The organism is Jujubicoccus corallicola (genome assembly GCF_047345645.1).
In the GTDB taxonomy this organism is placed as follows: Bacteria; Pseudomonadota; Alphaproteobacteria; order Rhodobacterales; family Rhodobacteraceae; genus JBLEFH01.
Window position 1 is genome coordinate 501,235 of record NZ_JBLEFH010000001.1, and the last position, 24,209, is coordinate 525,443.

Genomic DNA, 24,209 nt, shown 5'->3' on the forward strand with positions numbered 1-24,209 from the left:
CATGGAGCGCACAGTTTACGTCAACGGTCATTTCCTGCCCGAGAGCGAGGCGACGATCTCGGTTTTTGATCGCGGGTTCCTCATGGCCGATGCGGTGTATGAAGTGACCACGGTGATCGACGGCAAGCTGATTGATTTCGATGGCCATATGGAGCGCCTGCGCCGCTCGCTCGGCGAGTTGGGGATGCGCGAGCCGGATGAAATGGATGAGCTGATTACGCTGCACCGAGAAATCCTCGGCCTCAATAACCTTAACAATGGCCGGATTTACCTACAGGTGACGCGCGGCATCGCAGATCGGGATTTCTCCTATGACCCGGAGATGAAGCCGAGCGTCGTGCTGTTCAGCCAGGAAGCGCCCTGCATCAACGCGCCGCAGCGCCATAAGGGCATCAAGGTCGCGACCCTCGATGACATTCGCTGGAAGCGGCGGGACATCAAGACGACCCAGCTTCTCGCCCCGAGCCTCGCCAAGATGGAGGCGAAAAAACGCGGTGCGGATGATGCGTGGATGGTCGAGGATGGCTATGTCACCGAAGGCACGTCCAATAACGCCTTTATCGTCAAGGATGGCAAGCTGATCACGCGGCCTCTCTCCACCGATATTCTGCATGGCATCACCCGCGCGGCGGTGCTGCGTTATGCCGCAGAGGCCGGGATTGAACTCGAAGAGCGCGCCTTCACCGTCGAGGAGGCGCTGGAGGCGGATGAAGCCTTCATCACCTCGGCAAGCGCGATTTGCTGGCCGGTCACGGAGATTGACGGGCAGCGGGTCGGCGGCGGTCAGCCCGGTCCGGTCGCGCGGCGTGTTGGCGATCTCTATCTCGAAGAGGCCATGAAACGCGCCCGCTAGCCGGGTTTCGGTTTGACTTTAGCGCTTTGAATCGCCACCTCTCCGCTCAACCAAGAAGAGAGGATGACCATGGCCGAGTCGGAACGTCGCAAGGCGCGCAGCACGTCTTTGCTCGAAATTCGCAATTCTAAAGTCAGTGATATTCCCGAGATCATTGCGCTCTGCCGCAAGGTCTATCCAGGCGAGGACGCGTATACCGCCGGTCAGCTTCGCGGTCAGATCGCGGCCTTCCCGGAGGGCCAGTTCGTCGCGCTTTACGAGGGCGAGGTGGTGGGCTTCGCCGCGACCTTCCGCATAAAGGAGCGGGTCGCGCTCGCCGATCATAGCTGGGAAGAGGTCACGGGTGGCGGCTATGGCTCGCGTCACGATGGCAAGGGCGAGTGGCTTTACGGCATGGAAGTCTGCGTCGATCCCGACCGCCGCCGCTTGCGCATCGGCCAGCGTCTCTACGCCGCGCGCCGCCGTCTTTGCTCCGATCTGGAGCTGAAGGGTATCGTCTTTGGCGGGCGGATGCCGGGCTATCTGCGGCGCAAGAAACAATTTGCCAATCCCGATGCCTATCTCGACGCCGTGCGCGAGCAGGAAATCCGCGACTCCACGCTGAATTTCCAGATGAAAGCCGGATTCGAGCCGGAGCGCGTGCTGCATAACTATAACCCGCATGACAAACCCTCGGGCGGCCACGCGGTGCTGATGAAATGGGAAAACCCCTATTTCTCCGAAGATCGCGGGTCGCAACCGCTGACGCGCGGCGATGTGGATGTGGTGCGCGTCGCCTCGATCCAGTTCGAAGCGCGCGAGTTCGACAGCGAAGAGCAGTTTTACGACCGGGTGGATTATTTCGCCCGCATGGCCGCTGATTATGGCAGCGATTTCGTGGTCTTCCCGGAGTTCTTCACCCTCTCGCTCCTGACCCTCGACGAACCGCTCGGCCCGGTTGAGGCGATCCGCCGCCTGACCGAACACACGCCGACCTTCACGGACCGCCTGCGCGGCATCGCGGTCTCGCGGAACATCAACATCATCGGCGGCTCGCACCCGACCGAGACCGATGACGGCGATATCCAGAATGTCAGCTTCGTCTTCCTGCGCGACGGCACCGTCCACGCACAGGAAAAGCTGCACCCGACGCCCGATGAGCGCAGCGTCTGGAACATCAAGGGCGGCGACGAGATCAACGTGATCGACACCGATTGCGGCCCGATTGGCGTCGCGATCTGCTATGACAGCGAATTCCCCGAGATTCACCGCCGTCTGGTGGATCAAGGCGCGCGCATCGTGTTCACGCCCTTCTGCACGGACACACGCCACGGCTATCTGCGCGTGAAATATTGCTGTCAGGCCCGCGCGGTGGAGAATCAGTGCTATATCGTCACCTCCGGCGGGATCGGCCTGCTGGACGATGTCGAAAACCTCGACATGCAATACAGCCAGTGCGGCATCTACACCCCCTGCGATTTTCCCTTTGCGTGGAACGGCATCGCGGCGGAGGCGTCCGAGAATGTCGAGATGGCGGTGATTGCGGATCTCGACCTCGGCAAGCTCGACTGGGCCCGCCGCGAAGGCTCCGTGCGCAACCTGCGCGACCGCCGCTTCGATCTCTACAAAGTCGCGTGGAAGGATGGCGGCTAAAGCGCGCACCCCAGCGGGCGCGCCGTTTCCATAAACGCGCGCCCGGCCCAGAAATTCGGGATTTGACGCTTGTTACGCTTTCTATGTGCGTCTGATTATGTTAGCGCATGACAGAATCCAGTAGCCCCCGAAGGAGAGCCCATGCGTCGTGATCGGAATGTCAAAATCGTTGCCACGCTTGGCCCGGCTTCAGATAGCAAGGAAATGATCCGTAAGCTGTTTCTGGCCGGGGCAGATGTCTTCCGCCTGAATATGAGCCACGGCACCCATGACGAGGTCGCCGGACGCCACAAGCTGATCCGCGAAATTGAGGCCGAATTGCAGCGCCCGATTTGCATTCTCGCCGATTTGCAGGGGCCGAAACTGCGCTGCGGCGTGTTTGCGGATGGTCCGGTGGAGATCACCGAGGGGCAGAAATTCCGTTTCGATCTGGACGACACGCCGGGCGACAAGAGCCGCGTGCAGCTTCCCCATAAAGAGATCTTTCAGGCGCTGGAGGTCGGCTCGACCCTGCTCGTCAATGACGGCAAACTGCGCCTCAAGGTGCTGGAATGTGGCCCGGATTACGCCGATTGCGAGGTGGTTGTGGGCGGCGATATTTCCAACCGCAAAGGCGTGAATGTGCCCGATGTGGAGCTTCCGCTCGCCGCGCTGTCGGAGAAGGACCGCAAGGATCTCGAATTCGTCTGCGATCTCGGGGTGGACTGGCTGGCGCTCTCCTTCGTGCAGCGGGCGAGCGATGTGGAGGAGGCGCGCAAGCTCGCCAAGGGCCGCGCAACGATCATTTCCAAGATCGAAAAACCCGCGGCGGTGAAGAATATCGACGCGATTATTGCCGCCACCGATGGCGTGATGGTCGCGCGCGGCGATCTCGGGGTGGAATTGCCGGTGCAGGATGTGCCGCCGATCCAGAAACGCCTCGTGCGCCGTTGCCGCGCGGCGGGCAAGCCGGTGATCGTCGCGACCCAGATGATGGAAAGCATGATCGAAAGCCCGGTGCCGACCCGCGCCGAGGTGTCCGATGTGGCGACCGCGATCTATGAGGGCGCCGATGCGGTGATGCTTTCAGCGGAATCCGCGGCGGGCGCCTATCCGATCGAGGCTGTGCAGACGATGAACAACGTCGCCATCGAGGTCGAGAAGGACGAGACCTATGCCCAGGTCATCACCAATTCGCGCACCCCGGCCCGTGACACTGTCTCCGACGCGATCACCACGGCGGCCCGCGAGATTGCCGAGACCATCGACATCAAGGCCATCGTCTGCTTCACCGAAAGCGGGACCACGGCGACCCGCGCCTCGCGCGAACGGCCGCTGATCCCGATCATTGGCCTCACGCCGAATGAGCAGACGGCCCGCCGTCTCAGCCTTTACTGGGGCGTCCATGCCGTCCCGAAAGTCGAGGCGACCCGCTTTAAGGAAGCGGTGATCGGCGCGGTGCGGGCGGCGAAGGAGTATAATTTCGCCGGTCCCGACGACATGATTGTCGTCGTTGCGGGGGTGCCCTTCGGAACGCCGGGCTCGACCAACATTCTGCGTGTCGCGCCCGTCGATGAGCGCAAGGTCTATGAAGGCGACAGCTAACGCGCCCAAACATCTCCTCTTGCGAATCCACAGGCGCGGCGGTATAAGCCGCGCTTCAACCGTCAGGCTGGCCGAAATGGGCTGCCATGTCTGGCAAATGACCACTCCAGATCAGGAGACCGAAATGCCCAAGATGAAGACGAAGTCGGGCGCGAAAAAGCGCTTCAAGATGACCGCCTCCGGGAAGGTCAAAGCGGGTCAGGCTGGCAAACGCCACGGCATGATCAAGCGCACCAACAAATTCATTCGCGACGCGCGCGGCACCACGCTTCTTTCCGAAGCCGATGCCAAGATCGTCAAGAAATACATGCCGTATAACCGTTAAGGAGACAGAGACATGCGCGTAAAAGGTGGTACCGTCACCCATGCCCGTCACCGGAAGGTTGTAAAGGCCGCAAAAGGCTATTACGGCGCTCGCAGCCGTAACTTCCGCACAGCGACCCAAGCGGTTGACAAGGCACAGCAATATGCAACCCGCGACCGCAAGAACCGCAAGCGCAATTTCCGCGCGCTGTGGATCCAGCGGATCAACGCGGCGGTTCGCGCTCATGATGAGGCGCTGAGCTACAGCAAATTCATCAACGGCCTGACCAAAGCGGGCATCGAGGTGGACCGCAAAGTCCTCGCCGATCTCGCCATTCACGAACCCGATGCGTTCGGTGCGATCGTCGATCAGGCGAAAGCGGCGCTCTAAGCCCTCCGCGACAAAATGCACAAAACCCCGCCCATTCGGCGGGGTTTTTTCTTTGCGCTCTGGTGGTTTGGCGGGCGGATGCTTACTCTAGAAAGAGACCCCAAACTGAGACCGTCCATGCGCCGCATCCTCCGATTCATCCGCGCCGAAAAGGCCCTGCTCGCCGTCCTCGCGATGCTGGCTCTCTATACCGGCCTCGCGAGTGATCCCGCCATCAACCCGTCGGGCGGCGCGCTCGCCCTGCCGATGTTCGCGGCGCTGCTGATCGTCATGATCTGGGGCGCATCCGGGGTCCAGAAACACGCGGACGGGGTGGCCGAACTCATCGGCGAGCCGCTCGGCACACTCGTCCTCACCCTCTCCGTCGTCGGCATCGAGGTTGGCCTCATTTCCTCGGTCATGCTGTCGGGCGAAAGCAACCCAACCCTCGCCCGCGACACCATGTTTGCCGTGCTGATGATCGTCCTCAACGGCCTCGTGGGCCTCTCGCTCCTGCTCGGCGCGGCCCGCCATGTCGAACAGCAATACAACTTCCAGGGCGCGCGGGCCTTCCTCTCGGTCATCCTCCCGCTCGCCGTCTTCGCGCTGATCCTGCCCGCCCACACGGTCTCGACCGACGCGCCGACCTTCTCCACCTTTCAGGCGGTGTTCTTCTCGGCGGTCACGCTGGTCCTTTATGTCATCTTCCTCGTGATCCAGACGACCCGCCACCGCTCCTATTTCGTGGAGCCGGACGAGCCCGCGCCGCAAGGCCCGCATCACGCCCGCTACAGCGCGCTGACCCATGCGATCCTGCTCCTCGCGACGCTCCTGCCGATCATCCTGCTCTCCAAGGGGCTCGCCAAATATGTCGATTACGGCATCTCCGGCTTCGGCCTGCCGGTCGCCTTGGGCGGTGTGCTGATCGCGGCGATTGTCCTCGCGCCCGAAGGCATGTCCGCCGTCAAGGCCGCCCGCGCGAACCTTCTGCAACGCGCCGTCAATCTCTGCCTCGGCGCGGCGCTTTCGACCATCGGCATGACGGTCCCCGCCGTCCTCGCCATCGGCCTGATCCTCAACAAGGACATCGTCCTCGGCCTCGGCCCGGTGAACCAGATCCTGCTGGCGCTGACCCTGCTCTGCACCACATGGACCTTCGGCTCCGCCCGCACCAATGTCCTGCAAGGCGCGGTCCATCTCGTCCTCTTCTTCGCCTATCTTGCCCTCATCTTCTCGCCGTAAAGCGGGGACATGCTTGCAAGTCCCGCCCGCCCGCGCTAACCCCGTGAGCGGGCGGCAAATGAGGCATTTATGGACGATCTGGGCGCATTGAAATCACGCATCCTCGGCGAGATCGACGGGGCAGGGGACGAGGCCGCGCTGGAGGCGCTGCGGGTCTCCACCGTGGGCAAAAAAGGCGAGGTCTCGCTGAAAATGCGCGAGCTGGGGAAAATGACCCCGGAGGAGCGCCAGACGGCGGGTCCGGCGCTTAACGCGTTGAAAGACGAGATCAATTCCGCGCTGGTCGCCAAGAAAGCCGCCCTTGGCGATGCGGCGCTGGCCGAACGCCTCAAGGCCGAATGGCTCGACGTCTCCCTCAGCCCGCGGCCTCAACAGCTAGGCTCCATCCATCCGATTTCGCAGGTGACCGAGGAAGTCACCGCCATTTTCGCCGATATGGGCTTCGCGGTCGCCGAAGGCCCGCAGATCGAGACGGACTGGTATAATTTCGACTCGCTCAACATCGTGCCCGAACACCCGTCGCGGCAGGAGATGGACACGTTTTACATGCACCGCGCGGAAGGCGACGACCGCCCGCCCCATGTGCTGCGCACCCACACCAGCCCGGTGCAGATCCGCCATATGGAAGCCAATGGCGCGCCCTGCCGCGTCATCGCGCCGGGCCGCGTCTACCGCGCCGATTACGACCAGACCCACACCCCGATGTTCCATCAGGTCGAGGGCATGGCGATCGACAAGGACATCTCCATGGCCAACCTCAAATGGGTGCTGGAAGAGTTCTGCCGCGCGTTTTTCGAGATCGACGATGTGGAGCTGAAATTCCGCGCCTCCCACTTCCCCTTCACCGAACCCTCCGCCGAGGTCGATATCCGCTGTTCATGGGAAGATGGGCAACTCAAGCTCGGGCAGGGCGATGACTGGATGGAAATCCTCGGCTCCGGCATGATGCACCCCAAAGTGCTGAAAGCGGGCGGTATCGATCCGGACACCTATCAGGGCTTCGCCTTCGGCATGGGCATCGACCGCATCGCCATGCTGAAATACGGAATCCCGGATTTGCGGGCCTTCTTTGACAGCGATTTGCGTTGGTTGCGGCATTACGGGTTCGGGGCACTTCAAGTGCCGACGCTGCGGGGGCGGGTGTGATGTGCCTGACTGCTGTATTCCTACAGCCTCGGACGTTGCAAACATGATTTCCGCCATCGCTTCACTCATATCTGCGGGAGCTTTGGTTACGGGGGTCGCTGTCGCGTGGAAGGGGCTAGATTCATGGAAAAGAGAGAAGCTTGCAGTTAAACGCGCCGATCTTGGCGAAGAGCTAATTGCTCTGGCTTCTGACATTTCCTTTAAACTTAGCGCTATCAGGTCTCCTTTTGGTCATCCAGCGCCAGATGGAGACGAGAACGAGGATACCTATGATTTAAGACGACGCATTCAAGAACTTATGGGTTTAGACGAGGAATATCTAAAGCTTCGTCGGCTACAAGTGAGACAAAAATATTTATTTGGCTCAGAAGAAGTTGATAACGCGATAAGTCAAATTTTTGACGGGCGAAGTCGATTATTAAATTCACTTATAAAGAGGGTCCGCCAGATTGCACGACAAACTCCTTCAAGTGAACGACAGTTGGATGAATTAGATCTTCTGGAAAATACTATCTTCGAGGATGGTGGAGATTCAGACGAGTTCAAAGCGCATATAGACAACGCGATATCTATTATCGAGGATCGCATGATCCCGTTGATACGTTTAGGGGAAAGATAATGAAATTCACCCTCTCCTGGCTCAAAGAGCATCTCGACACCGACGCCTCTCTCGATGAGATCACCGAGGCGCTGACCGATCTTGGCCTTGAGGTCGAAGGGGTGGAGAACCCCGCCGACCGTCTGCCGTTCAAGATCGGCAAGGTTCTGACCGCCGAAAAGCACCCCGATGCGGACAAGCTCAAGCTCTGCACCGTGCTGACCGAAAAGGGCGAGCAGCAGATCATTTGCGGCGCGCCCAATGCGCGGGCGGGCATTCATGTGGTGGTCGCGCAGCCCGGCGATTACGTCCCCGGCATCGACACGACGATTCAGGTCGGCAAGATCCGCGGGATCGAGAGCCAGGGCATGATGGCCTCCGAGCGCGAGCTGGAGCTGTCCGATGAGCATGACGGGATTATCGAATTGCCGGAGGACGCGCCGGTGGGTCAGCTTTTCGTCGATTATGCGGGGCTGAATGATCCGGTGATCGACATCGCGATCACGCCGAACCGTCCCGACGCGCTTGGCGTGGCCGGGGTTGCGCGGGATCTCGCCGCGCGCGGGCTCGGCACGCTCAAGACGCCGGGAATTGAAACGGTCAGTGGAAAATTTGAATCCCCGATCAAGATTTCGATTGAGGATACCAATGCCTGCCCCGCCTTCTACGGTCGCCTCGTGCGCGGCGTGAAGAACGGCCCCAGCCCCGACTGGCTCCAACAGCGTCTGAAAGCCATCGGTCTGCGCCCGATTTCCGCGCTGGTGGACATCACCAACTACATGACCTTCGACCGCAACCGCCCGCTGCATGTGTTTGATGCGAAGAAGCTTAAGGGCAATCTGTCGGTGAAACTCGGTCAGGGCGGCGCGAAGTTTTTGGCGCTCGACGAAAAGACCTACACGCTCGACGATGAGATGACCGCCGTGTGTGACGAGAGCGGCGTTGTCGGCCTCGGCGGCGTGATGGGCGGCGAGGATACGGGCGTCGATGAGAACACTGTGGACGTGTTCATCGAGGCCGCGCTGTTTGACCCGAAACGCACCGCGATGACGGGCCGGAAGCTGAAAATCAACTCCGACGCCCGCTATCGGTTCGAGCGCGGCGTGGACCCGGAATTTGTCGCCGAGGGCATGGAAATGGCGACGCAGCTTGTGCTGGACCTCTGCGGCGGCGAGCCGTCCGAGGTCGTGGTGGCGGGCGCGATCCCGGACACCGCGCGCAGCTACACGCTCGACCCGGCGCGGCTGATCTCGCTTGTTGGCATGGAGATTGCGCCGGAGGAGCAGAAGCGGATACTGGAAGCGCTCGGCTTCACGGTCTCCGGCGACGGACCGTTTGAGGTCGCCGTGCCAAGCTGGCGGCCCGATGTGGGCGGCGAGGCGGATCTGGTGGAGGAGGTGGCCCGCGTCGCCTCACTCTCCAAACTCGTCGGCCAGCCCTTGCCGCGCCCGGCGGGTGTCGCGCGCCCGCTGCTGACCCCGATGCAGACCCGCCTGACCTCGGCCCGCCGCGCGCTGGCGGCGCAGGGTCTGAATGAGGCGGTGACCTATAGTTTCATCGATCAGAAGGCTGCCGAGATGTTCGGCGGCGGCACGGATGCGACCCGTGTGGCGAACCCGATTTCCTCGGAAATGAGCCATATACGCCCGGATCTTCTGCCGGGCCTTCTCGCCGCGGCAGCGCGCAATCAGGCGCGCGGTTTTGCCGATGTGGCGCTCTTCGAGTTGGGTCCGGTTTTCGCGGGCGGTGAGCCGGAGGATATGGGCACGCATGCGGGCGCGCTCCGCGTCGGCATGACCGCGCCGCGCAATGCCCATGGCACCCGCCGCGCGGTGGATCTGTTCGACGCGAAAGCCGATGCCGAAGCGATCCTGACAACCCTCGGCGCGCCGGTGGACCGGTTGATGGTGATGCGCAATGCGCCGGACTGGTTCCATCCGGGCCGCTCGGGCGTGCTGTCGCTCGGCCCGAAGAACCCGCTGGCGGCCTTTGGGGAGTTGCACCCCAAAGTGCTGGAGGCATTCGGCATCAAGGGTGCGGCGGTGGCGGTGACGCTTTATCCATCGAATATCCCCTTCCCGAAAACGCAGACCGCCACGCGGGCGAAACTTGACGCGCCGGATCTGCAGGCCGTGGAGCGCGATTTCGCCTTTGTCGTGGACGCCGATGTCGCCGTGGAGAGCATGATCAAAGCCGCGAAAGGCGCGGACAAGGCGCTGATCGCGAGCGCCGATGTGTTCGACGTGTTCACTGGCGAGAAAGCGGCGGCGCAGCTTGGCGAGAACCGCAAATCTGTGGCGCTCTCCGTCCGGCTTCAGCCGCGTGAGACGACGCTGAAGGATGCGGATATCGACGCCGTGTCGCAAAAAGTCGTCGCGGCGGTGGAGAAAGCCACGGGTGCGACATTACGTCGCTAAAGGCGTCACGATAAAGTGAACCCGACGAAACCTTTACAGAATTGGCGCTTAGTAATTTGCGCCAATCATTCATGTTGACTGATAGTCACGCTTTGTTAATCACCGCCGCGTGAACCTCAGGAGTAAACAATGATCAACGAATTTAAAGAGTTCATTGCAAAAGGCAATGTAATGGACATGGCGGTCGGTATCATCATCGGCGCAGCCTTCACCGCTATCGTCACCTCGCTGGTGGACGACCTCATCAACCCGCTGATCGGCCTCTTCATCGGCGGTATCGACTTCTCCAGCCTCGCATGGACCTTCGGCGACGGCGAGAACGCAGCGACCTTTGCCTATGGTAACTTCATCATGGCCCTGATCAACTTCCTGATCATCGCATGGGTGGTGTTCCTGCTGGTGAAAGCCGTGAACCGCGCCCGCGACATGGCAACCGGCCCGGAAGAGGAAGCGGTTGAGGAAGAAGCTGGCCCGACCCAGGAAGAGCTGCTCGTTCAGATCCGCGATCTGCTGGCACGTCAGGCGTAAGCCACGTTTTCAGATGTAGATTTTAGCCCCCGGTTGCCGCCGGGGGCTTTTTCATGTGATTTGCAGGCCGATGAGCAGGACGCCGAGCCCGGCGAAGATCGCGCCGAGCGCCTGACGGGTGGCCGCGCCGACGACGAGCGCGGCGATGGCGGCGAGAAGGCGCACGGGTTCGGTTTCGCCGCCGGTTGCCGCGGGCCAGATGACGGCCGGGGCGACGAGGGCGGGCAGGACCGAGACCGGCACGTAGCGCAAGAGGCGAAGCGCCCAGCGGGGCATTTTCCGGTCGCCCAGAAGGCCGAGGAAGGAGAAGCGGAGCAGGAAGGTTCCGACCCCGAGGCAGACGATCACCGCCCAGATTTTTGCGTCATCCATGGCGGCGCTCCTGTGCGATTTCGAGAAGCGCGCCGGTCACCATGCCCACGCCGCCAGCGATGATGAGCCAGAGCTGGTAAGGCACAATGCGGTAGAGTAGCAGTGCGGTGAGGCTGGCCGCGACGGCTGCGCCCGCTGACGGGAAGCGGCGCATGGCCGGGGCGAAGAGCGAGATGAAGGTGATGGGGACGGCGAAATCAAGGCCGATATCGTCGGGGAAGGTGGTGCCGAACGCGGCCCCGGCCCAAGTGGAGAGATACCAGAGAGGCACGATCGGGATGCAGGTGCCGAAATAATAGCCCATCTTGTCCGCCACCGAGAGGGCCGGGTTCTCGACATATTCCCGCTCGGCGATGGCGAAGGTCTGGTCGACCATCATATAGGCCATGGCGGCGCGCTGCCCGAGCGGGGCGGAGCCGACATGGGTGGTCATGGAGGCGGAATACATCACCATGCGCAGGTTAATGGCGAGGCCGGTCAGCAGGATGATGAGGAAGGGCGCGTTCTCGGTCAGAAGCTGCGTCGCCGTGAATTGCGAGGCGCCCGCGATCACCATGATGGTCATCGCCATGGTCTGCGTCATGGTAAAGCCCGCCGCCTGCGCGACGACGCCGTAGAGCAAGCCGAAAGGGGCGATGACGAGCATCATCGGAAGCGCATCGCGCAGGCCCCGTTGCCAATGTCGTGTCATGGGAAGACGCCTTTCACCTCAAACCGTCCGCCGCGATGCTAGGCAAAGCGGCGGGAGAGTTCCAGAGGGGGATCAGGCTTTTTTCGCCGAAAGAATAAGCGCGTAGGCGCGGCCCGTGCGGCTGTCGGCGAGGGCGGCAAGATTGTCGTCGCTGCCTTCGGTCGCGATCTCGGCCAGCACTTCGCGGAAGCGTTTGGCAAAGACATCGGCGGCGTCGGCGAAAATCGGGTCGGCGGTCATCTTGCCGCGAACGGTTTCGGCGATGTCAGAGCCTTCATGCTGGGCGACGGAGGCGCCCTCATCGCCTTCGGCATGGGCGCGCCAGAGCGCCGCATCGGCCCGGCCCTGACGCAGATCATCGACGAAAATGCTGTCATCGGAGAGTGCGTTCAGCAGATCCTCGGCGGCGCGCATCAGCGCGGCCATTTCGGGCTGGCTGCGGACCTTGCGGACCAACGCGCGGCCCTCGGCGGTGTTGAACGGGAAGTCCAGCGCGCCGATCACGTCATTGACGGTCAGATCCTCGCTAGGCGGCGCGGTTGGCGCAGCGGGAGCGGGCGCGGATTGCGGCGCGCGCGGCGCAGCGGAGGTCTCAGAGAGCGCGGGCTGCGCGCGACCGGGATTGGCAGAGCGGTCGAGCAGGCGGCGCAGTTTGGCGTCAATCGCCTCCAGCTTTTCGCTCGGGTCGTGCTGCTGCGGGAGGGCCGCGATCAGCGCCTCCACGTCGATTTTGCCATCGGCACCGGCCACCGCGGCTTGGCGAATACGGCTCGCATCGCTCATCCGGCCTTCGAGACGATCGACCTGCGCCGCAAGCCGCGCCGCGCTTTGCGCCAGATTGCCCGCGACGAGAAAGAACACCACCGGCAGGAGACCCGCCAGCAGGAAAATCATGACTTCGAGGAACACGGCGGCCCGCGGTGCGGCGCCGCCGAAGAAGAAGCCCGCGCCGTAAATGGCGACGAGAACCAGCCAGACGACCGAGGCAATCCCGGCGATCCGCCAGTAGAGGGGCAGGGTGCGAAACTGCGCGACGCCGCCATTCAGCCGGTTCTTCACATCAGACATATTTGATCTCTAGGATTTCGTAAGACCGCTCGCCGCCGGGGGTTTTCACCTCGACGGAGTCGCCCTCTTCCTTGCCAATCAGCGCCCGTGCGAGCGGCGATTTGATGTTGAGCAAGTTGCGCTCGATATCGGCCTCCTGCTCGCCAACAATCTGATAGCTCTTCTCTTCTTCGGTGTCCTCATCGACGAGACGCACCGTTGCGCCGAATTTGATCGGACCCGACAGATTTGCGACCCGGATCACCTCGGCGCGGCTGATGACGCTTTCGAGTTCCTTGATCCGGCCCTCGATAAAGCTCTGTTTCTCGCGCGCGGCGTGATATTCCGCGTTCTCCGACAGATCGCCATGCTCGCGCGCTTCGGCAATCGCCGAAATAACCGCCGGGCGTTCTTCACTTTTTAACTGCTTGAGTTCACGGTTTAAGTCGTTGAACCCAGTCTCGGTCATCGGAATTTTTTCCATGATGGCCCTGTTATCTTTGCTGCTTCACAAATTTTGACGATAGGATGTCACCAAGGGAGGTGCAAGGCGAAGCATAGGCTTTCCCGTTAGACGTGCTGTTTTAATTGACCTGCACGTCAATTTTGCTTAGCCAATGAGAAAGCCAGGACCTAGCCGGGAGGAAATTGGATGTCCGAGCATCAGCGCGAGTCGATGGAATATGATGTTGTGATCGTGGGGGCAGGGCCATCGGGGCTCTCCGCGGCGATCCGCCTGAAGCAGGTCAATCCAGACATTTCCGTGGTGGTTCTGGAGAAAGGCTCCGAAGTCGGGGCGCATATTCTCTCCGGCGCGGTCCTCGATCCGATCGGCATCAACACGCTCATCCCCGATTGGAAAGAGAAGGGCGCGCCCATCTCCGTCGAGGTGAAAGAGGACAAGTTCCTCATGCTGGGCGAGGAAGGCTCCATCGGCATCCCGAATTTCCCGATGCCGCCGCTGATGAGCAATCACGGCAATTACATCGTCTCCATGGGCAATGTCTGCCGCTGGTTGGCGGAGCAGGCTGAGGCGCTGGAGGTCGAGATTTTCCCCGGCATGGCGTGTTCGGAACTGGTGTATGAAGGCGACCGGGTGAAGGGCGTCGTCGCCGGTGAATTTGGCCGCGCGGAAGATGGCTCCGAAGGGCCGGATTACGAGCCGGGCATGGAGCTTCACGGCAAATATGTGATGTTTGCCGAAGGCGTGCGCGGGTCGCTCTCCAAGCAACTCATTGAAAAATATGCGCTTGATTCCGGAAAAGAGCCGCAGAAATACGGCATCGGCATGAAAGAAATCTGGGAGATCAAGCCGGAGAACCATTCCGAAGGCCGTGTCGTCCACACCATGGGCTGGCCGCTTGGGAAGAATGCGGGCGGCGGCTCCTTCATCTATCACGCCGAAAACAATCAGCTTTTCATCGGCTTCGTGGTGCATCTGAATTATCAGAATCCGCATCTGTATCCGTATATGGAATTCCAGCGGCTCAAGCATCACCCGGAGATCGCCAAGCTGCTCGAAGGTGGCAAGCGCGTGTCTTACGGCGCGCGAGCGATCACGGAAGGCGGCTGGCAGTCCATGCCGAAGCTGACCATGCCGGGCGCGGTGCTGCTCGGCTGCTCCGCCGGGATGGTCAATGTGCCGCGCATCAAGGGCAATCATAACGCGATGCTCTCGGGGATCGCGGCGGCGGAAGCGGCGGCCGAAGCGCTGGCGGCGGGCCGCGAAGGCGACGAGCTGGAGGCTTACGAGACGGCGGTGCGCAACGGCGAGATCGGCAAGGATCTCAAGCGCGTGCGCAACGTCAAACCGATGTGGTCCAAGGTTGGGATGCTCGGCAGCCTGATGCTCGGCGGGATCGATATGTGGGTGGCCAATGTCACCGGCTGGAACCCGTTCGGCACGTGGAAACATGGCAAGACCGACGCGGAAGCCACCGGAAAGGCGGAAGATTTCGCGCCGATCACCTATCCCAAGCCCGATGGCAAGATCAGCTTTGACCGCCTCACCAATGTCAGCTTCTCGGCGACCAACCATGCGGAAGGCCAGCCGAGCCACCTGAAGCTCAAAGACCCGAATATCCCGGTCGATGTGAACCTTCCGGTCTATGCCGGGCCGTCGCAACGCTATTGCCCGGCGGGCGTTTACGAATTTCTGGAGGATGACGGCAAACCGGTTTTCCGCATCAACAGCCAGAACTGCGTCCACTGTAAAACCTGCGATATCAAGGACCCGTCCCAGAATATCGTCTGGACGACCCCGCAGGGCGGCGAAGGACCGAACTACCCGAATATGTAAGTTTGCGCGGCGTGCCGTTGATCTCGGCGCGCCCTGCGCATAGGGTTCCTGCAAAACTGAGCAGGATCCTTATGCGCCGGATAATTTCGCTAGCTTTCGCCCTGACCATCGGGGCTTCCCCGCTGACCGCAGACACCATGGCCGGCCCTTATCTCGCCGCGACTCATGCCGACCGGATGGCGGATTTCACGGTGGCGGGCGAGTATTACACCGAAGCGCTGGCGCAGGATCCCGAAAATTTCTTTTTGATTCAGAACGCGCTTTACACGCGCATCGCGGCGGGGGATCTCGACGGGGCGACCGAGTATGCGCGACGGCTCCTTGAGAGCGAGGGGCCGAAGGAGCTCGCGGTCCTGCACATCATCTCCATGGCGATGCGCGACAATGACTTTGGCCGCGCCAATACGATTCTCGCGGAGAATCGGCTGGAGCTGAATGCGCTCGTCCGCGCGCTCGTGACCGGCTGGATCACGGCGGCGAATGGCGGCGTCGAAGAGGCGCAGGCGCAGTTTAATGAAATGAGCACCAACCCGATCATGCGTTTTTACGGGCGCTTCCATGAGGGCCTGATCCGCGCGATGGTCGGCGATTACGAGGGCGCCGACGCGGCTTTTACCAATGGCGAAGGCGATGCCTCCACGATCCACCGCGGCGGGCTCATCATCCGCGCGACGGTTCTCTCGCAGATTGATCGCGGGGATGAAGCGATTGCGCTGCTGCAAGACGCGCTCGCCAATGGGGCGCAGGATGAGGAGGTCTCGGCCCTGCTTGCGCGGCTTGAAGCAGGCGAAACCATTCCCTTTAACCAGATTCGCACCGCCAAGGATGGTCTGGCCGAGGCGTTTTACGATGTCGCGCTGGCGCTCGATGGCGACGGCGCGTCGCGTTTGAGCCTCGTCTATGCGCGCTACGCGCAGGCGCTGGCGGCTGAGAAGATCGATTATGCGCTGCTGACCGCCGATTTGCTCGACAGTCTGGGGCAGTATGACCTCGCCTCCGCCGCGCTCGCCGAGATGCCGGAAGACAGCCCGCGCGCGATGGAAGTGGGCCTCGCTCGCGCCGACATTCTCGCGGCGGGGGAGCGCGATGAGGAGGCTTTGGCGCTTCTGGTTGATCTGCGAAACCGGTTCAGCGACGAGCTTCTGGTCCACAGCAAACTCGGCGATCTTTACCATAGTATGGAGCGTTACGAGGAGGCGAATGCAGCCTATGGCGAGGCGATTGCCCGCATCAATGGCGAGCCGCGCAACGCCCATTGGGTGCTGTTTTACCAGCGCGGCGCGGTGCGAGAACAGCTTCGGCAATTTGAGGGATCGGAGGCCGATTTGCGGCAGGCGCTGGAACTGGAACCGGGTCAACCGATCGTGCTGAACCATCTCGGTTACTCGCTTGTGGAGCAGGGTAGGCTGGTCGAAGAAGCGCAGCAGATGATTGAGGAAGCCGTCGCCGCAGACCCGCAAAACGCTTATATCATTGATAGTTTGGCATGGGTTCGCTACCGCCTCGGGGAATATGAAGCTGCGGTGGAGCCGATGGAGGAAGCGATTTCGCTGATGCCGGAGGACGTGACGCTGAACGATCACCTCGGCGATATTTACGCGCGCGTCGGCCGGATGCGCGAGGCGCGGGTGCAGTGGCAGCGGGCGCTGTCGCTGGAGCCGGATGAAGAGATGGCGACGCGGATTCGCGAAAAACTTGACGAGGGTATCGAGGCGCTGGACCGGCAGGATGCCCAATAAGGATCCGGGCTTCGCGCCGGCGAAAATTAACCTTGCTTTGCATGTGACGGGGCAGCGGCCTGACGGGCTGCACCTGCTCGACTCGTTGGTGGTGTTCGCGGGTGTGGGCGACCGGTTACGCTATGCCCCGGGCGGGACGCTGACGCTGGAGGTCAAGGGGCCGTTTGGGCCGGATCTGGACGGTGAGGCAGACAATCTCATCCTTCGCGCGGCGCGTTTGTGCGGGGCGGGCGGCACGTTTTTGCTGGAAAAAAATCTGCCCGTCGCGTCGGGAATCGGCGGCGGGTCGGCGGATGCGGCGGCGACGTTGCGCTTGCTCGCCGAGGCCGGGTTTGCACTTCCGCATGAGGAAGAAATCTTAGCGCTCGGCGCAGATGTGCCGGTGTGTTTGCGCGGCGAAAACTGCATGATGCGCGGGATTGGGGAGGAGATTGATCCGGTTGATCTGCCTGCGCTCCAACTTGTCCTGGTCAATCCGGGCGTCTCCGTTTCAACAAGTGCGGTGTTCAAGGCGCTGGAAGCAAAAGACAATCCAGAAATGACGCCTCTTGCGGACCCGTTCGCGGATTGGCTCCGCGCGCAGCGGAATGACTTGGAAGCGCCCGCAAAGCAAACCGCGCCGGAAATTGCGACGGTGCTAAATGTGCTAGAAGATTCCGGCGCATGGCTCGCCCGGATGTCCGGCTCTGGCGCGACGTGTTTTGGTCTTTTTGAGAGCGCCGACGCGGCGAAAAATGCCGCCGCCGAGATTTCAAATATTAATCCAGAATGGTGGGTGCGCGCGGCTCAGACGACGCGCGAGACCACGAAATCCGGCAATTCCTGAAGCAGATCGCGCATCTCTGATGCGGGCAGCGGATCAAGCGCGGCTTTCGCGCGGGCTGCGTAGTCGAGCGCGGTTTGGCGCGTCGATTCCAGCGTGCCATGTTTGGCGAGAAGGCGCTGCGCTTCGTCGAGATCGGCGTCCTGCTGGTCGCCCTTCTCAATGGTGCGTTTCCAGAAAGCCCGCTCGGTGTCATCGCCCGCAGCAATTGCACGAATAACCGGAAGGGTCAGTTTTCGCTCACGAAAATCATCGCCAGTGTTCTTGCCGAGCGTCTGGCTAACGCCGCCATAATCCAGCACATCATCGACCATCTGGAAAGCGATGCCGAGCGCGTCGCCATAGGCGTGAAGCGCCGCGTTCACCTCGTCTGGCTGCTCCGCGATCACGCCGCCAACCTCGCAAGCCGCCGCGAAAAGCGCTGCGGTTTTGCCGCGAATGACTTGCAGATAGGTGTCCTCGGTCGTCGCGAGCGACGCGGCGGCGGAGAGTTGCAGCACCTCGCCCTCGGCAATCACGGCGGAGGCGTTGGAAAGGATTTCCAGCACCTCAAGCGAACCGGGCGAGACCATCATCTGGAACGCCCGCGCGAAAAGATAATCGCCGACGAGAACCGAAGATTTGTTGTCCCACAACAGGTTAGCGGACGGACGACCGCGCCGTTGGCGGCTTTCATCAACCACATCATCATGAAGCAGCGTCGCCGTGTGGATGAACTCCACCGTCGCCGCGAGGCTGATATGATGCGACCCGTCATAGCCGCACATCCGTGCGCTCGCCAAGGTTAACATGGGCCGCAGACGCTTGCCGCCGGCCTCGACGAGATGCGCGGTGACCTCCGGGATCCGGGGGGCGTGTTCCGACTGCATCCGCATGCGAATTTCACGGTTCACCGCGTCCATATCGTCGGACAACGCGACCTGAAGACGGTCGATCACGGGGCTGATAACGGAGCGGTCGGTCATTGACGGATCCCTTCGCGCAGTCTCAATTGGGGGCGATTGCCGGAGGAGAGCCATGCGCGAAGTGCTTCGCACAAACGACCCAGCCACCCTTGCGTTCGCCCAAGCGGTGCTTCGTTCCGAGGGTATAGAGCCATTCCTGTTCGACGTAAATATGAGCGTTTTAGAAGGCTCTATCGGAATTCTGCCGCGCCGCGTCATGGTGGCGGACAGCGATGCCGAGGATGCGGTCGCGGCACTGCGCGACAATGGGCTGATCGAGACGTGAGCGAGAGCCTCGACGATTTTCTCGGCGGGCGGATCCAGCTTTTTCAGCCTGTTGAGGGATATCGCGCGGGCACGGATCCGGTGTTTTTGGCGGCGGCCGTGCCTGCGAAGCCGGGGCAAAATGTGTTGGAACTGGGCTGCGGGTCGGGCGCGGCGCTTGCCTGCCTTGCTGCGCGAATCGCTGATGTGAAACTTTTGGGTGTGGAAAAACAGGCGGACGCGGCAGAACGGGCGCGCCGCAATCTGGCGCAGAATGGATTTTCCGGGGAGATCGTGACGGCTGATCTCTTCAATCTGCCATCCGGTCTGCGCGAGCGGCAGTTTGACCACGTGATCTTCAATCCCCCCTTTTGGGCGCAACATGCCGGGCATAAAGCGGAAAATCCGCAGCGGGCGCAGTCGCGTCACATGGAGGCAGGCGTTGAGGCGTGGATCGACGCGGCGCTCCGCCGCACGCAGCCAAAGGGCGAGGTCACGCTGATCCATTTGGCGGAGCGGCTCGATGCGATCCTTGCGGCGCTTCACGGACGGGCGGGGGATCTGCGCGTTTTGCCGCTGACGGCGCGAGACGGGCGCGCCGCAGGGAGGGTCATCGTGACCGCGCGCAAAGGGCGCAAAGGCGGGCTAACCCTTTACCCGCCCTTGGTTCTTCACCGGGGCACCACCCATCAGGACGGCGACGAATTTACAAATGACGCACGCGCCATCCTGCGAGATGGTGAAGAAATATGGAATAGATTCAGTTTTTTGTGACAGGTAGGTGACAGATCGGTTTTTCTGTGCTGCACTACTCGAACGGGAACACGTATGGAGGAGCCACCCCGATGAGTGTTGAAAACCATATCAGCAAGCTTCACGAAAAGCATACGGAACTGTCAGACCGGGTGGAGGCGATTCAGCGCAGCCCCGGATCCAGCGACGCCGAAATTGCAGAGCTGAAAAAGCAAAAGCTCAAGATCAAGGAAGAGATCACGCGATTGGAAGGCGCGGGCTAAGCGAAGCCAGCTGAACAAAAAAGGGCGGAGCCGCGGCTCCGCCCTTTCTTTTTGGGGACTCGATCAGACGAGATACTGACCGCCATTTGCCGAGATGGTCGAGCCGGTGATGAAGCCCGCCTCTTCAGACGCCAGGAACACCACGCAGCGCGCGATCTCCTCCGGCTCACCAAGACGGCCAACCGGGATCTGGCCGATGATGGATTCGCGCACCTTCTCCGGCACCGCCATGACCATTTCGGTCGCGATATAGCCGGGGCAGATCGCGTTCACGGTGATGCCTTTTGCCGCACCTTCCTGCGCCAGCGCCTTGGTTAGGCCAAGATCTCCCGCCTTCGCCGCCGAGTAGTTGCCCTGACCGAATTGGCCCTTCTGGCCATTGATCGAGGAAATATTGACGATCCGGCCAAAGCCGCGCTCACGCATTTTCGGCCAGAGCGGGTGGGTCATGTTGAAGATGCCGGTGAGGTTGGTGTTAATCACTTCGTTCCACTGCTCCGGCGTCATTTTGTGGAACGGAGCGTCGCGGGTGATCCCGGCATTGTTGATGAGAATGTCGATCGGGCCGAGCTCATCCTCGATTTTCGCGATCCCGTCGGCGCAGGCGTCGTAATCCGCGACCGACCATTTATAGGTCTTGATGCCGGTCTCTTCGGTGAATTTCGACGCGGCTTCGTCATTGCCGCCATAGGTCGCGGCGACGGTATATCCCGCTTCTTTCAATGCCTTGGAAATGGCTGCGCCGATCCCGCGCGAGCCGCCAGTGACAAGTGCTACACGTGCCATAAATAGTCTCCCTAAGTTTATTTATCTTGTTTTCAGTCGCGCTCAACGCAGAGGGCCACGCCCATGCCGCCGCCGATGCAGAGCGTTGCGAGGCCTTTTTTCGCGTCGCGCTTCTCCATCTCATGCAGCAAGGTTACGAGGACGCGGGCACCGGACGCGCCGATCGGGTGGCCAATCGCAATGGCGCCGCCATTCACGTTAACCTTTTCGGTATCCCAGCCCATCTCCTTGTTCACCGCACATGCCTGCGCCGCGAAGGCCTCGTTGGCTTCAATCAGATCGAGATCCTCGACCTTCCAGCCAGCACGCTTGAGCGCTTTTTGCGAGGCATAGATCGGGCCCGCGCCCATAATTCGCGGGTCGAGACCGGCGGTCGCATAGGCCACAATGCGGGCCAGCGGTTTGACGCCACGCTCTTTGGCGTTTTCTTCACTCATCAACACGACAGCGGCCGCGCCATCATTGAGGCCGGAGGCGTTCCCTGCCGTCACGGACCCCTCTTTCGAGAACGCCGGACGCAGTTTTTCCATGTTTTCCAGCGACGCACCGTGGCGGATATACTCATCATCCTCGACGACCTTGTCGCCTTTGCGGTCCTTCACGGTGAACGGGATGATCTCATCCTTGAACTTGCCGTCCTTCTGCGCCGCTTCCGCGCGGTTCTGGGAGGTCACCGCGAATTTGTCCTGCTCCTCGCGCGAGATTTGCCATTTTTCGGCGACATTCTCGGCGGTTGTGCCCATGTGGTAATTGTTGAACGCGTCCCAGAGGCCGTCATGCACCATCGTATCGGTGAATTTTGCGTCGCCCATTTTCTGGCCTGCGCGCATGGTCGAGGCATGGGGGGACAAGGACATATTTTCCTGCCCGCCCGCGACGACAATATCCGCCTGACCCGTCTGGATTTGCTGCGCACCCAGCATCACGGCGCGAAGGCCCGAGCCGCACACCTGGTTCAGACCCCAAGCCGACGCTTCTTCGGGAAGGCCCGCGAGAATATGCGCCTGACGCGCCGGGTTCTGGCCTTGAGCAGCGGTCAAAACCTGACCCAGAATGGTTTCGTCCACCTCATCCGGCGAGACTTTCGCACGCTCCAGAACGCCCTTGATGACGGCGGCGCCAAGCTCATGCGCCGGAGTTTTGGCGAATGAGCCCATAAAACTCCCCACCGCGGTGCGTCCTGCGGATGCGATTACGACATTGGTCATGCGTGTCTCCCTTACGCGATTAACTTTCTTCGACCGCCACGCAATTTTGTTACAAATAATGGCGGTTTGGGGAAGCTTATGTGGGGCACGCCGGATATTGCAACCGCTAATTCGTGAGCTTTTTACCTTAGGTCACTTCGCGCCGTCTCGTTGCGACACGCGTTTTCGCAATGCTTGTGCAATGCAAAAAAAATGGTAGTTTCGAAATAAATGCACAATTTTTGCAGGGGGAGTGGCAATGGCTGCACGTAAGCGGGTCGAAGGCGAACCCATCGTCATTAAGAAATATGCCAACCGGCGGCTCTATAACACTGAAAAGTCTAGCTATGTGACGCTGGACTCGCTCAGTGAACTGGTGCGCGAAGGGCGTGAATTTGTGGTGCGCGACGCAAAATCCGGGGAAGATATTACCCGGACGGTGCTGGCGCAGATCATTTTCGATGAAGAATCAAAGGGGCAAACCATGCTCCCGACGAATTTTTTGCGGCAGCTCATTCAGCTTTACGGTGATGCGCTGCAAGGCTTCGTGCCGGGCTATCTCGAAAGCTCGATGCAGAGTTTCGCGGAGAATCAGGATAAATTCCGCCAACAACTTCGTGCCACACTTGGCTCCAATCCGGCGATGATCGGGATGGAAGAACTGGTGAAGCGGAACATGGAAATTTACCAGAACGCCATGCGCATGTTCAGCCCGTTCCAGCAGGGCGAAAAAGGCGGAGAAATGACCGCGGATAAAGCGGAAATTGCTGCGCTGAAAACGCAGATGGCTGAGATGCAAAAACAGATCGAGCGTCTCAGCGGTGAGAAGGCGGATAGCTAACTCCGCCAAGCCACGGATAAGAAAAAACGCGGGGCCAGGTGCTCCGCGTTTTTATTTGGGCAGTTCGGAAAGCGGCGCGGGACGGCCGAAATGGAAGCCCTGCATCGCTTGAACGCCGAGTTTTTCCAGCGTCCGTGCTTCTTCTTCGGTCTCCACAAATTCGGCGACGGTGAACATCCCGAAATGCTCGGCGATGGAGACGAGGGCGCGGATCAGAACTTGATTGTCCTCCGAGCGGTTCACTTCGCGGGTGAATTGCCCATCCACCTTGACCATATCGAAGGCGAAATCGCGGAAGTGGCGGAAGGCGGTGTAGCCGGCACCGAAATCGTCCATCGCGAAACTAACGCCGAGATTATGGATGTCGTGCATAAATTCCGACACACGCCGCGATTCGAACATGGCGACCGATTCGGTGATCTCGATGATGAGTCGCTCTGCGGTGGCCGGATCATTATCGAGCGCGTCGTGCAGCAGCGCGGTATAGTCCGCATCGCCGATGGAAAGGGACGACATATTCACCGAGAGACGCATATGCGGATGCTCGCGCAAGGTGCGGATGCCTTGCCCCAGAACCGTGCGGTCAATAATCCGCCCCACATCGGCATGTTCGATAAACGGGATAAACTCGCCCGCCGGGACGAGGCTCCCGGCACGGTCCCGAATACGGACAAGCCCCTCATAGAAAGCCGGCGTGCGAATGTCGCGGCTGACGACCGGCTGAAAGGCAAGCTCGAAACGGTTTTCGGTGATCGCATCTTCGACGAGTTGCACCGCAGCGCGGCGCCGCACAGCATGAGCGAGTGTGCCTGCTTCGATCGGAATAACTTCGGATTGAAATGCACTCATGCTTTTGCTCCCTTTTCGATGGGATCAATCTGTGGTGAAAACTGTAAAGAACGCGTAAAGACGCAACGTTTTTTTGAGGGAAGTCATGAGCGATATTACGCGCTGCCCGTGGTGCGGTACGGACCCGATTTATGTGGACTATCACGATCAGGAGTGGGGCGTTCCTGAATATAACAGCCGCGCCCTCTGGGAAAAAATGGTGCTCGATGGCTTTCAGGCGGGGCTGTCCTGGATCACCATTCTTAAAAAACGTGACAATTTTCGCATCGCTTTTGACGGCTTCGATCCGGTCATTATCGGTAACTATAATGAAGAAAAGATAAACAGCTTGCTGAGTGATCCTGGGATCATCCGGCATCGCGGCAAAATCGAGGCGACGATCCGCGGCGCGCAGCTATGGCAGGAGATTGAGGCGCAAGAAGGTTTTGCCGATTATCTCTGGGGATTTGTGGGTGATGCGCCGATCCAGAATACTTTCGCGACCATCGCTGACGTGCCGACCTCGACGCCGCTTTCCGAAACCATTTCGAAGGATTTGAAGGCCAAGGGCTTTCGATTTGTCGGGCCGACCATCATCTATGCCTTTATGGAAGCTGTCGGGATGGTGAATGATCATTTAACAAGCTGTCACCGCCATGCGGCGGTTGCTGGACTTCCGCCGCGTCACCGGGCATAAAA

General features: G+C 60.8%; 26 protein-coding genes. 18 read left to right on the top strand and 8 right to left on the bottom strand.

Annotated elements, in window-relative coordinates:
- Position 1 precedes the first annotated feature (1 nt).
- The 10 genes from ACMA5I_RS02490 to mscL all read left to right on the top strand — a co-directional run bounded on the left by ACMA5I_RS02490 (position 2) and on the right by mscL (position 10,673).
- Positions 2 to 853 carry a D-amino acid aminotransferase gene (locus ACMA5I_RS02490; RefSeq protein ID WP_525884644.1) on the top strand — a complete coding sequence of 284 codons (852 nt, stop codon included), beginning with the start codon at positions 2 to 4 and terminating at the stop codon, positions 851 to 853.
- A 69-nt stretch (positions 854 to 922) separates the two neighbouring features.
- Positions 923 to 2,485: a GNAT family N-acetyltransferase gene (locus ACMA5I_RS02495; RefSeq protein ID WP_525884645.1), complete on the top strand. Its 1,563-nt coding sequence runs from the start codon at positions 923 to 925 to the stop codon at positions 2,483 to 2,485.
- A 141-nt stretch (positions 2,486 to 2,626) separates the two neighbouring features.
- Entirely contained in the window at positions 2,627 to 4,069 is a 1,443-nt protein-coding gene (gene pyk / locus ACMA5I_RS02500) for a pyruvate kinase (protein WP_525884646.1), read from the top strand.
- Between the two features lie 124 nt (positions 4,070 to 4,193).
- The gene (rpmI, locus tag ACMA5I_RS02505) at positions 4,194 to 4,394 is read left to right on the top strand and encodes a 50S ribosomal protein L35 (protein ID WP_525884647.1); all 201 of its coding nucleotides are present in this window, start codon (positions 4,194 to 4,196) and stop codon (positions 4,392 to 4,394) included.
- 12 nt (positions 4,395 to 4,406) lie between these two features.
- A complete protein-coding gene (rplT, locus tag ACMA5I_RS02510) occupies positions 4,407 to 4,763 on the top strand; it encodes a 50S ribosomal protein L20 (RefSeq protein ID WP_525884648.1) in 357 nt (118 codons plus the stop codon).
- Between the two features lie 117 nt (positions 4,764 to 4,880).
- Positions 4,881 to 5,984, top strand: a complete 1,104-nt coding sequence (locus tag ACMA5I_RS02515; protein ID WP_525884649.1) for a calcium:cation antiporter — start codon at positions 4,881 to 4,883, stop codon at positions 5,982 to 5,984.
- Positions 5,985 to 6,053: 69 nt separating this feature from the next.
- Positions 6,054 to 7,130 (top strand): phenylalanine--tRNA ligase subunit alpha, encoded by a 1,077-nt coding sequence (gene pheS / locus ACMA5I_RS02520; RefSeq protein WP_525884650.1) that lies wholly within the window; start codon positions 6,054 to 6,056, stop codon positions 7,128 to 7,130.
- Between the two features lie 43 nt (positions 7,131 to 7,173).
- The gene (locus tag ACMA5I_RS02525) at positions 7,174 to 7,749 is read left to right on the top strand and encodes a hypothetical protein (RefSeq protein WP_525884651.1); all 576 of its coding nucleotides are present in this window, start codon (positions 7,174 to 7,176) and stop codon (positions 7,747 to 7,749) included.
- Complete coding sequence (gene pheT / locus ACMA5I_RS02530; protein WP_525884652.1) at positions 7,749 to 10,145, top strand: phenylalanine--tRNA ligase subunit beta; 2,397 nt, start codon at positions 7,749 to 7,751, stop codon at positions 10,143 to 10,145. The genes ACMA5I_RS02525 and pheT overlap by 1 nt, the downstream gene beginning before the upstream one ends.
- A gap of 129 nt (positions 10,146 to 10,274) precedes the next feature.
- Entirely contained in the window at positions 10,275 to 10,673 is a 399-nt protein-coding gene (mscL, locus tag ACMA5I_RS02535) for a large-conductance mechanosensitive channel protein MscL (RefSeq protein ID WP_525884653.1), read from the top strand.
- 51 nt (positions 10,674 to 10,724) lie between these two features.
- Here the strand turns inward: mscL and ACMA5I_RS02540 are convergent, their stop codons facing one another.
- The 4 genes from ACMA5I_RS02540 to greA form a co-directional block, all read right to left on the bottom strand.
- Positions 10,725 to 11,045 (bottom strand): branched-chain amino acid transport AzlD family protein, encoded by a 321-nt coding sequence (locus ACMA5I_RS02540; RefSeq protein WP_525884654.1) that lies wholly within the window; start codon positions 11,043 to 11,045, stop codon positions 10,725 to 10,727.
- On the bottom strand, positions 11,038 to 11,736 hold the full coding sequence (locus tag ACMA5I_RS02545; protein WP_525884655.1) for an AzlC family ABC transporter permease: 699 nt from the start codon (positions 11,734 to 11,736) through the stop codon (positions 11,038 to 11,040). The genes ACMA5I_RS02540 and ACMA5I_RS02545 overlap by 8 nt, the downstream gene beginning before the upstream one ends.
- A 72-nt stretch (positions 11,737 to 11,808) precedes the next feature.
- Positions 11,809 to 12,804: a hypothetical protein gene (locus ACMA5I_RS02550; protein ID WP_525884656.1), complete on the bottom strand. Its 996-nt coding sequence runs from the start codon at positions 12,802 to 12,804 to the stop codon at positions 11,809 to 11,811.
- The gene (gene greA / locus ACMA5I_RS02555; protein WP_525884657.1) at positions 12,797 to 13,267 is read right to left on the bottom strand and encodes a transcription elongation factor GreA; all 471 of its coding nucleotides are present in this window, start codon (positions 13,265 to 13,267) and stop codon (positions 12,797 to 12,799) included. The genes ACMA5I_RS02550 and greA overlap by 8 nt, the downstream gene beginning before the upstream one ends.
- A gap of 168 nt (positions 13,268 to 13,435) precedes the next feature.
- Here greA and ACMA5I_RS02560 point away from each other — a divergent pair, with 168 nt between their 5' ends.
- The 3 genes from ACMA5I_RS02560 (at position 13,436) to ACMA5I_RS02570 (ending at position 17,647) form a co-directional block, all read left to right on the top strand.
- Entirely contained in the window at positions 13,436 to 15,082 is a 1,647-nt protein-coding gene (locus ACMA5I_RS02560; protein ID WP_525884658.1) for an electron-transfer flavoprotein:ubiquinone oxidoreductase, read from the top strand.
- 71 nt (positions 15,083 to 15,153) lie between these two features.
- Complete coding sequence (locus ACMA5I_RS02565) at positions 15,154 to 16,821, top strand: tetratricopeptide repeat protein (protein ID WP_525884659.1); 1,668 nt, start codon at positions 15,154 to 15,156, stop codon at positions 16,819 to 16,821.
- Entirely contained in the window at positions 16,811 to 17,647 is an 837-nt protein-coding gene (locus ACMA5I_RS02570; RefSeq protein WP_525884660.1) for a 4-(cytidine 5'-diphospho)-2-C-methyl-D-erythritol kinase, read from the top strand. Before ACMA5I_RS02565 ends, ACMA5I_RS02570 begins: the two co-directional genes overlap by 11 nt.
- Here ACMA5I_RS02570 and ACMA5I_RS02575 read toward each other — a convergent pair.
- Positions 17,608 to 18,609, bottom strand: a complete 1,002-nt coding sequence (locus ACMA5I_RS02575; RefSeq protein ID WP_525884661.1) for a polyprenyl synthetase family protein — start codon at positions 18,607 to 18,609, stop codon at positions 17,608 to 17,610. The two genes, ACMA5I_RS02570 and ACMA5I_RS02575, sit on opposite strands and share 40 nt — an antisense overlap.
- 52 nt (positions 18,610 to 18,661) lie before the next feature.
- On the opposite strand from ACMA5I_RS02575, the gene ACMA5I_RS02580 reads away from it, so the two are divergent.
- From ACMA5I_RS02580 to ACMA5I_RS02590, 3 genes are all read left to right on the top strand, one after another.
- Positions 18,662 to 18,874 (top strand): putative signal transducing protein, encoded by a 213-nt coding sequence (locus ACMA5I_RS02580; RefSeq protein ID WP_525884662.1) that lies wholly within the window; start codon positions 18,662 to 18,664, stop codon positions 18,872 to 18,874.
- Positions 18,871 to 19,626 (top strand): tRNA1(Val) (adenine(37)-N6)-methyltransferase, encoded by a 756-nt coding sequence (locus ACMA5I_RS02585; RefSeq protein ID WP_525884663.1) that lies wholly within the window; start codon positions 18,871 to 18,873, stop codon positions 19,624 to 19,626. Before ACMA5I_RS02580 ends, ACMA5I_RS02585 begins: the two co-directional genes overlap by 4 nt.
- Positions 19,627 to 19,697: 71 nt before the next feature.
- A complete protein-coding gene (locus ACMA5I_RS02590) occupies positions 19,698 to 19,868 on the top strand; it encodes a YdcH family protein (RefSeq protein WP_525884664.1) in 171 nt (56 codons plus the stop codon).
- A gap of 63 nt (positions 19,869 to 19,931) precedes the next feature.
- Here the strand turns inward: ACMA5I_RS02590 and ACMA5I_RS02595 are convergent, their stop codons facing one another.
- Positions 19,932 to 20,654 (bottom strand): beta-ketoacyl-ACP reductase, encoded by a 723-nt coding sequence (locus tag ACMA5I_RS02595; protein WP_525884665.1) that lies wholly within the window; start codon positions 20,652 to 20,654, stop codon positions 19,932 to 19,934.
- Positions 20,655 to 20,686: 32 nt separating this feature from the next.
- A complete protein-coding gene (locus ACMA5I_RS02600) occupies positions 20,687 to 21,862 on the bottom strand; it encodes a thiolase family protein (protein ID WP_525884666.1) in 1,176 nt (391 codons plus the stop codon).
- 238 nt (positions 21,863 to 22,100) lie between these two features.
- On the opposite strand from ACMA5I_RS02600, the gene phaR reads away from it, so the two are divergent.
- Complete coding sequence (gene phaR, locus ACMA5I_RS02605; RefSeq protein ID WP_525884667.1) at positions 22,101 to 22,682, top strand: polyhydroxyalkanoate synthesis repressor PhaR; 582 nt, start codon at positions 22,101 to 22,103, stop codon at positions 22,680 to 22,682.
- A gap of 51 nt (positions 22,683 to 22,733) precedes the next feature.
- Here phaR and ACMA5I_RS02610 read toward each other — a convergent pair whose 3' ends face one another.
- Positions 22,734 to 23,531, bottom strand: coding sequence for an EAL domain-containing protein (locus ACMA5I_RS02610; protein WP_525884668.1), 798 nt, complete (start codon positions 23,529 to 23,531; stop codon positions 22,734 to 22,736).
- Positions 23,532 to 23,616: 85 nt separating this feature from the next.
- On the opposite strand from ACMA5I_RS02610, the gene ACMA5I_RS02615 reads away from it, so the two are divergent.
- Positions 23,617 to 24,207: a DNA-3-methyladenine glycosylase I gene (locus ACMA5I_RS02615; protein ID WP_525884669.1), complete on the top strand. Its 591-nt coding sequence runs from the start codon at positions 23,617 to 23,619 to the stop codon at positions 24,205 to 24,207.
- Positions 24,208 to 24,209 lie beyond the last annotated feature (2 nt).

What these genes read in the sequence shown, in the direction of transcription:
- ACMA5I_RS02550 (WP_525884656.1), bottom strand. Translation starts at nt 12,804, where the DNA reads ATGTCTGATGTGAAGAACCGGCTGAATGGCGGCGTCGCGCAGTTTCGC.
- ACMA5I_RS02575 (WP_525884661.1), bottom strand. Translation starts at nt 18,609, where the DNA reads ATGACCGACCGCTCCGTTATCAGCCCCGTGATCGACCGTCTTCAGGTC.
- ACMA5I_RS02600 (WP_525884666.1), bottom strand. Translation starts at nt 21,862, where the DNA reads ATGACCAATGTCGTAATCGCATCCGCAGGACGCACCGCGGTGGGGAGT.
- pyk (WP_525884646.1), top strand. Translation starts at nt 2,627, where the DNA reads ATGCGTCGTGATCGGAATGTCAAAATCGTTGCCACGCTTGGCCCGGCT.
- ACMA5I_RS02570 (WP_525884660.1), top strand. Translation starts at nt 16,811, where the DNA reads ATGCCCAATAAGGATCCGGGCTTCGCGCCGGCGAAAATTAACCTTGCT.
- ACMA5I_RS02560 (WP_525884658.1), top strand. Translation starts at nt 13,436, where the DNA reads ATGTCCGAGCATCAGCGCGAGTCGATGGAATATGATGTTGTGATCGTG.
- ACMA5I_RS02595 (WP_525884665.1), bottom strand. Translation starts at nt 20,654, where the DNA reads ATGGCACGTGTAGCACTTGTCACTGGCGGCTCGCGCGGGATCGGCGCA.
- ACMA5I_RS02615 (WP_525884669.1), top strand. Translation starts at nt 23,617, where the DNA reads ATGAGCGATATTACGCGCTGCCCGTGGTGCGGTACGGACCCGATTTAT.
- ACMA5I_RS02525 (WP_525884651.1), top strand. Translation starts at nt 7,174, where the DNA reads ATGATTTCCGCCATCGCTTCACTCATATCTGCGGGAGCTTTGGTTACG.
- rplT (WP_525884648.1), top strand. Translation starts at nt 4,407, where the DNA reads ATGCGCGTAAAAGGTGGTACCGTCACCCATGCCCGTCACCGGAAGGTT.
- ACMA5I_RS02610 (WP_525884668.1), bottom strand. Translation starts at nt 23,531, where the DNA reads ATGAGTGCATTTCAATCCGAAGTTATTCCGATCGAAGCAGGCACACTC.
- ACMA5I_RS02590 (WP_525884664.1), top strand. Translation starts at nt 19,698, where the DNA reads ATGAGTGTTGAAAACCATATCAGCAAGCTTCACGAAAAGCATACGGAA.
- phaR (WP_525884667.1), top strand. Translation starts at nt 22,101, where the DNA reads ATGGCTGCACGTAAGCGGGTCGAAGGCGAACCCATCGTCATTAAGAAA.
- pheT (WP_525884652.1), top strand. Translation starts at nt 7,749, where the DNA reads ATGAAATTCACCCTCTCCTGGCTCAAAGAGCATCTCGACACCGACGCC.
- ACMA5I_RS02580 (WP_525884662.1), top strand. Translation starts at nt 18,662, where the DNA reads ATGCGCGAAGTGCTTCGCACAAACGACCCAGCCACCCTTGCGTTCGCC.
- ACMA5I_RS02495 (WP_525884645.1), top strand. Translation starts at nt 923, where the DNA reads ATGGCCGAGTCGGAACGTCGCAAGGCGCGCAGCACGTCTTTGCTCGAA.
- mscL (WP_525884653.1), top strand. Translation starts at nt 10,275, where the DNA reads ATGATCAACGAATTTAAAGAGTTCATTGCAAAAGGCAATGTAATGGAC.
- greA (WP_525884657.1), bottom strand. Translation starts at nt 13,267, where the DNA reads ATGGAAAAAATTCCGATGACCGAGACTGGGTTCAACGACTTAAACCGT.
- ACMA5I_RS02515 (WP_525884649.1), top strand. Translation starts at nt 4,881, where the DNA reads ATGCGCCGCATCCTCCGATTCATCCGCGCCGAAAAGGCCCTGCTCGCC.
- rpmI (WP_525884647.1), top strand. Translation starts at nt 4,194, where the DNA reads ATGCCCAAGATGAAGACGAAGTCGGGCGCGAAAAAGCGCTTCAAGATG.
- ACMA5I_RS02565 (WP_525884659.1), top strand. Translation starts at nt 15,154, where the DNA reads ATGCGCCGGATAATTTCGCTAGCTTTCGCCCTGACCATCGGGGCTTCC.
- ACMA5I_RS02490 (WP_525884644.1), top strand. Translation starts at nt 2, where the DNA reads ATGGAGCGCACAGTTTACGTCAACGGTCATTTCCTGCCCGAGAGCGAG.
- ACMA5I_RS02545 (WP_525884655.1), bottom strand. Translation starts at nt 11,736, where the DNA reads ATGACACGACATTGGCAACGGGGCCTGCGCGATGCGCTTCCGATGATG.
- pheS (WP_525884650.1), top strand. Translation starts at nt 6,054, where the DNA reads ATGGACGATCTGGGCGCATTGAAATCACGCATCCTCGGCGAGATCGAC.
- ACMA5I_RS02540 (WP_525884654.1), bottom strand. Translation starts at nt 11,045, where the DNA reads ATGGATGACGCAAAAATCTGGGCGGTGATCGTCTGCCTCGGGGTCGGA.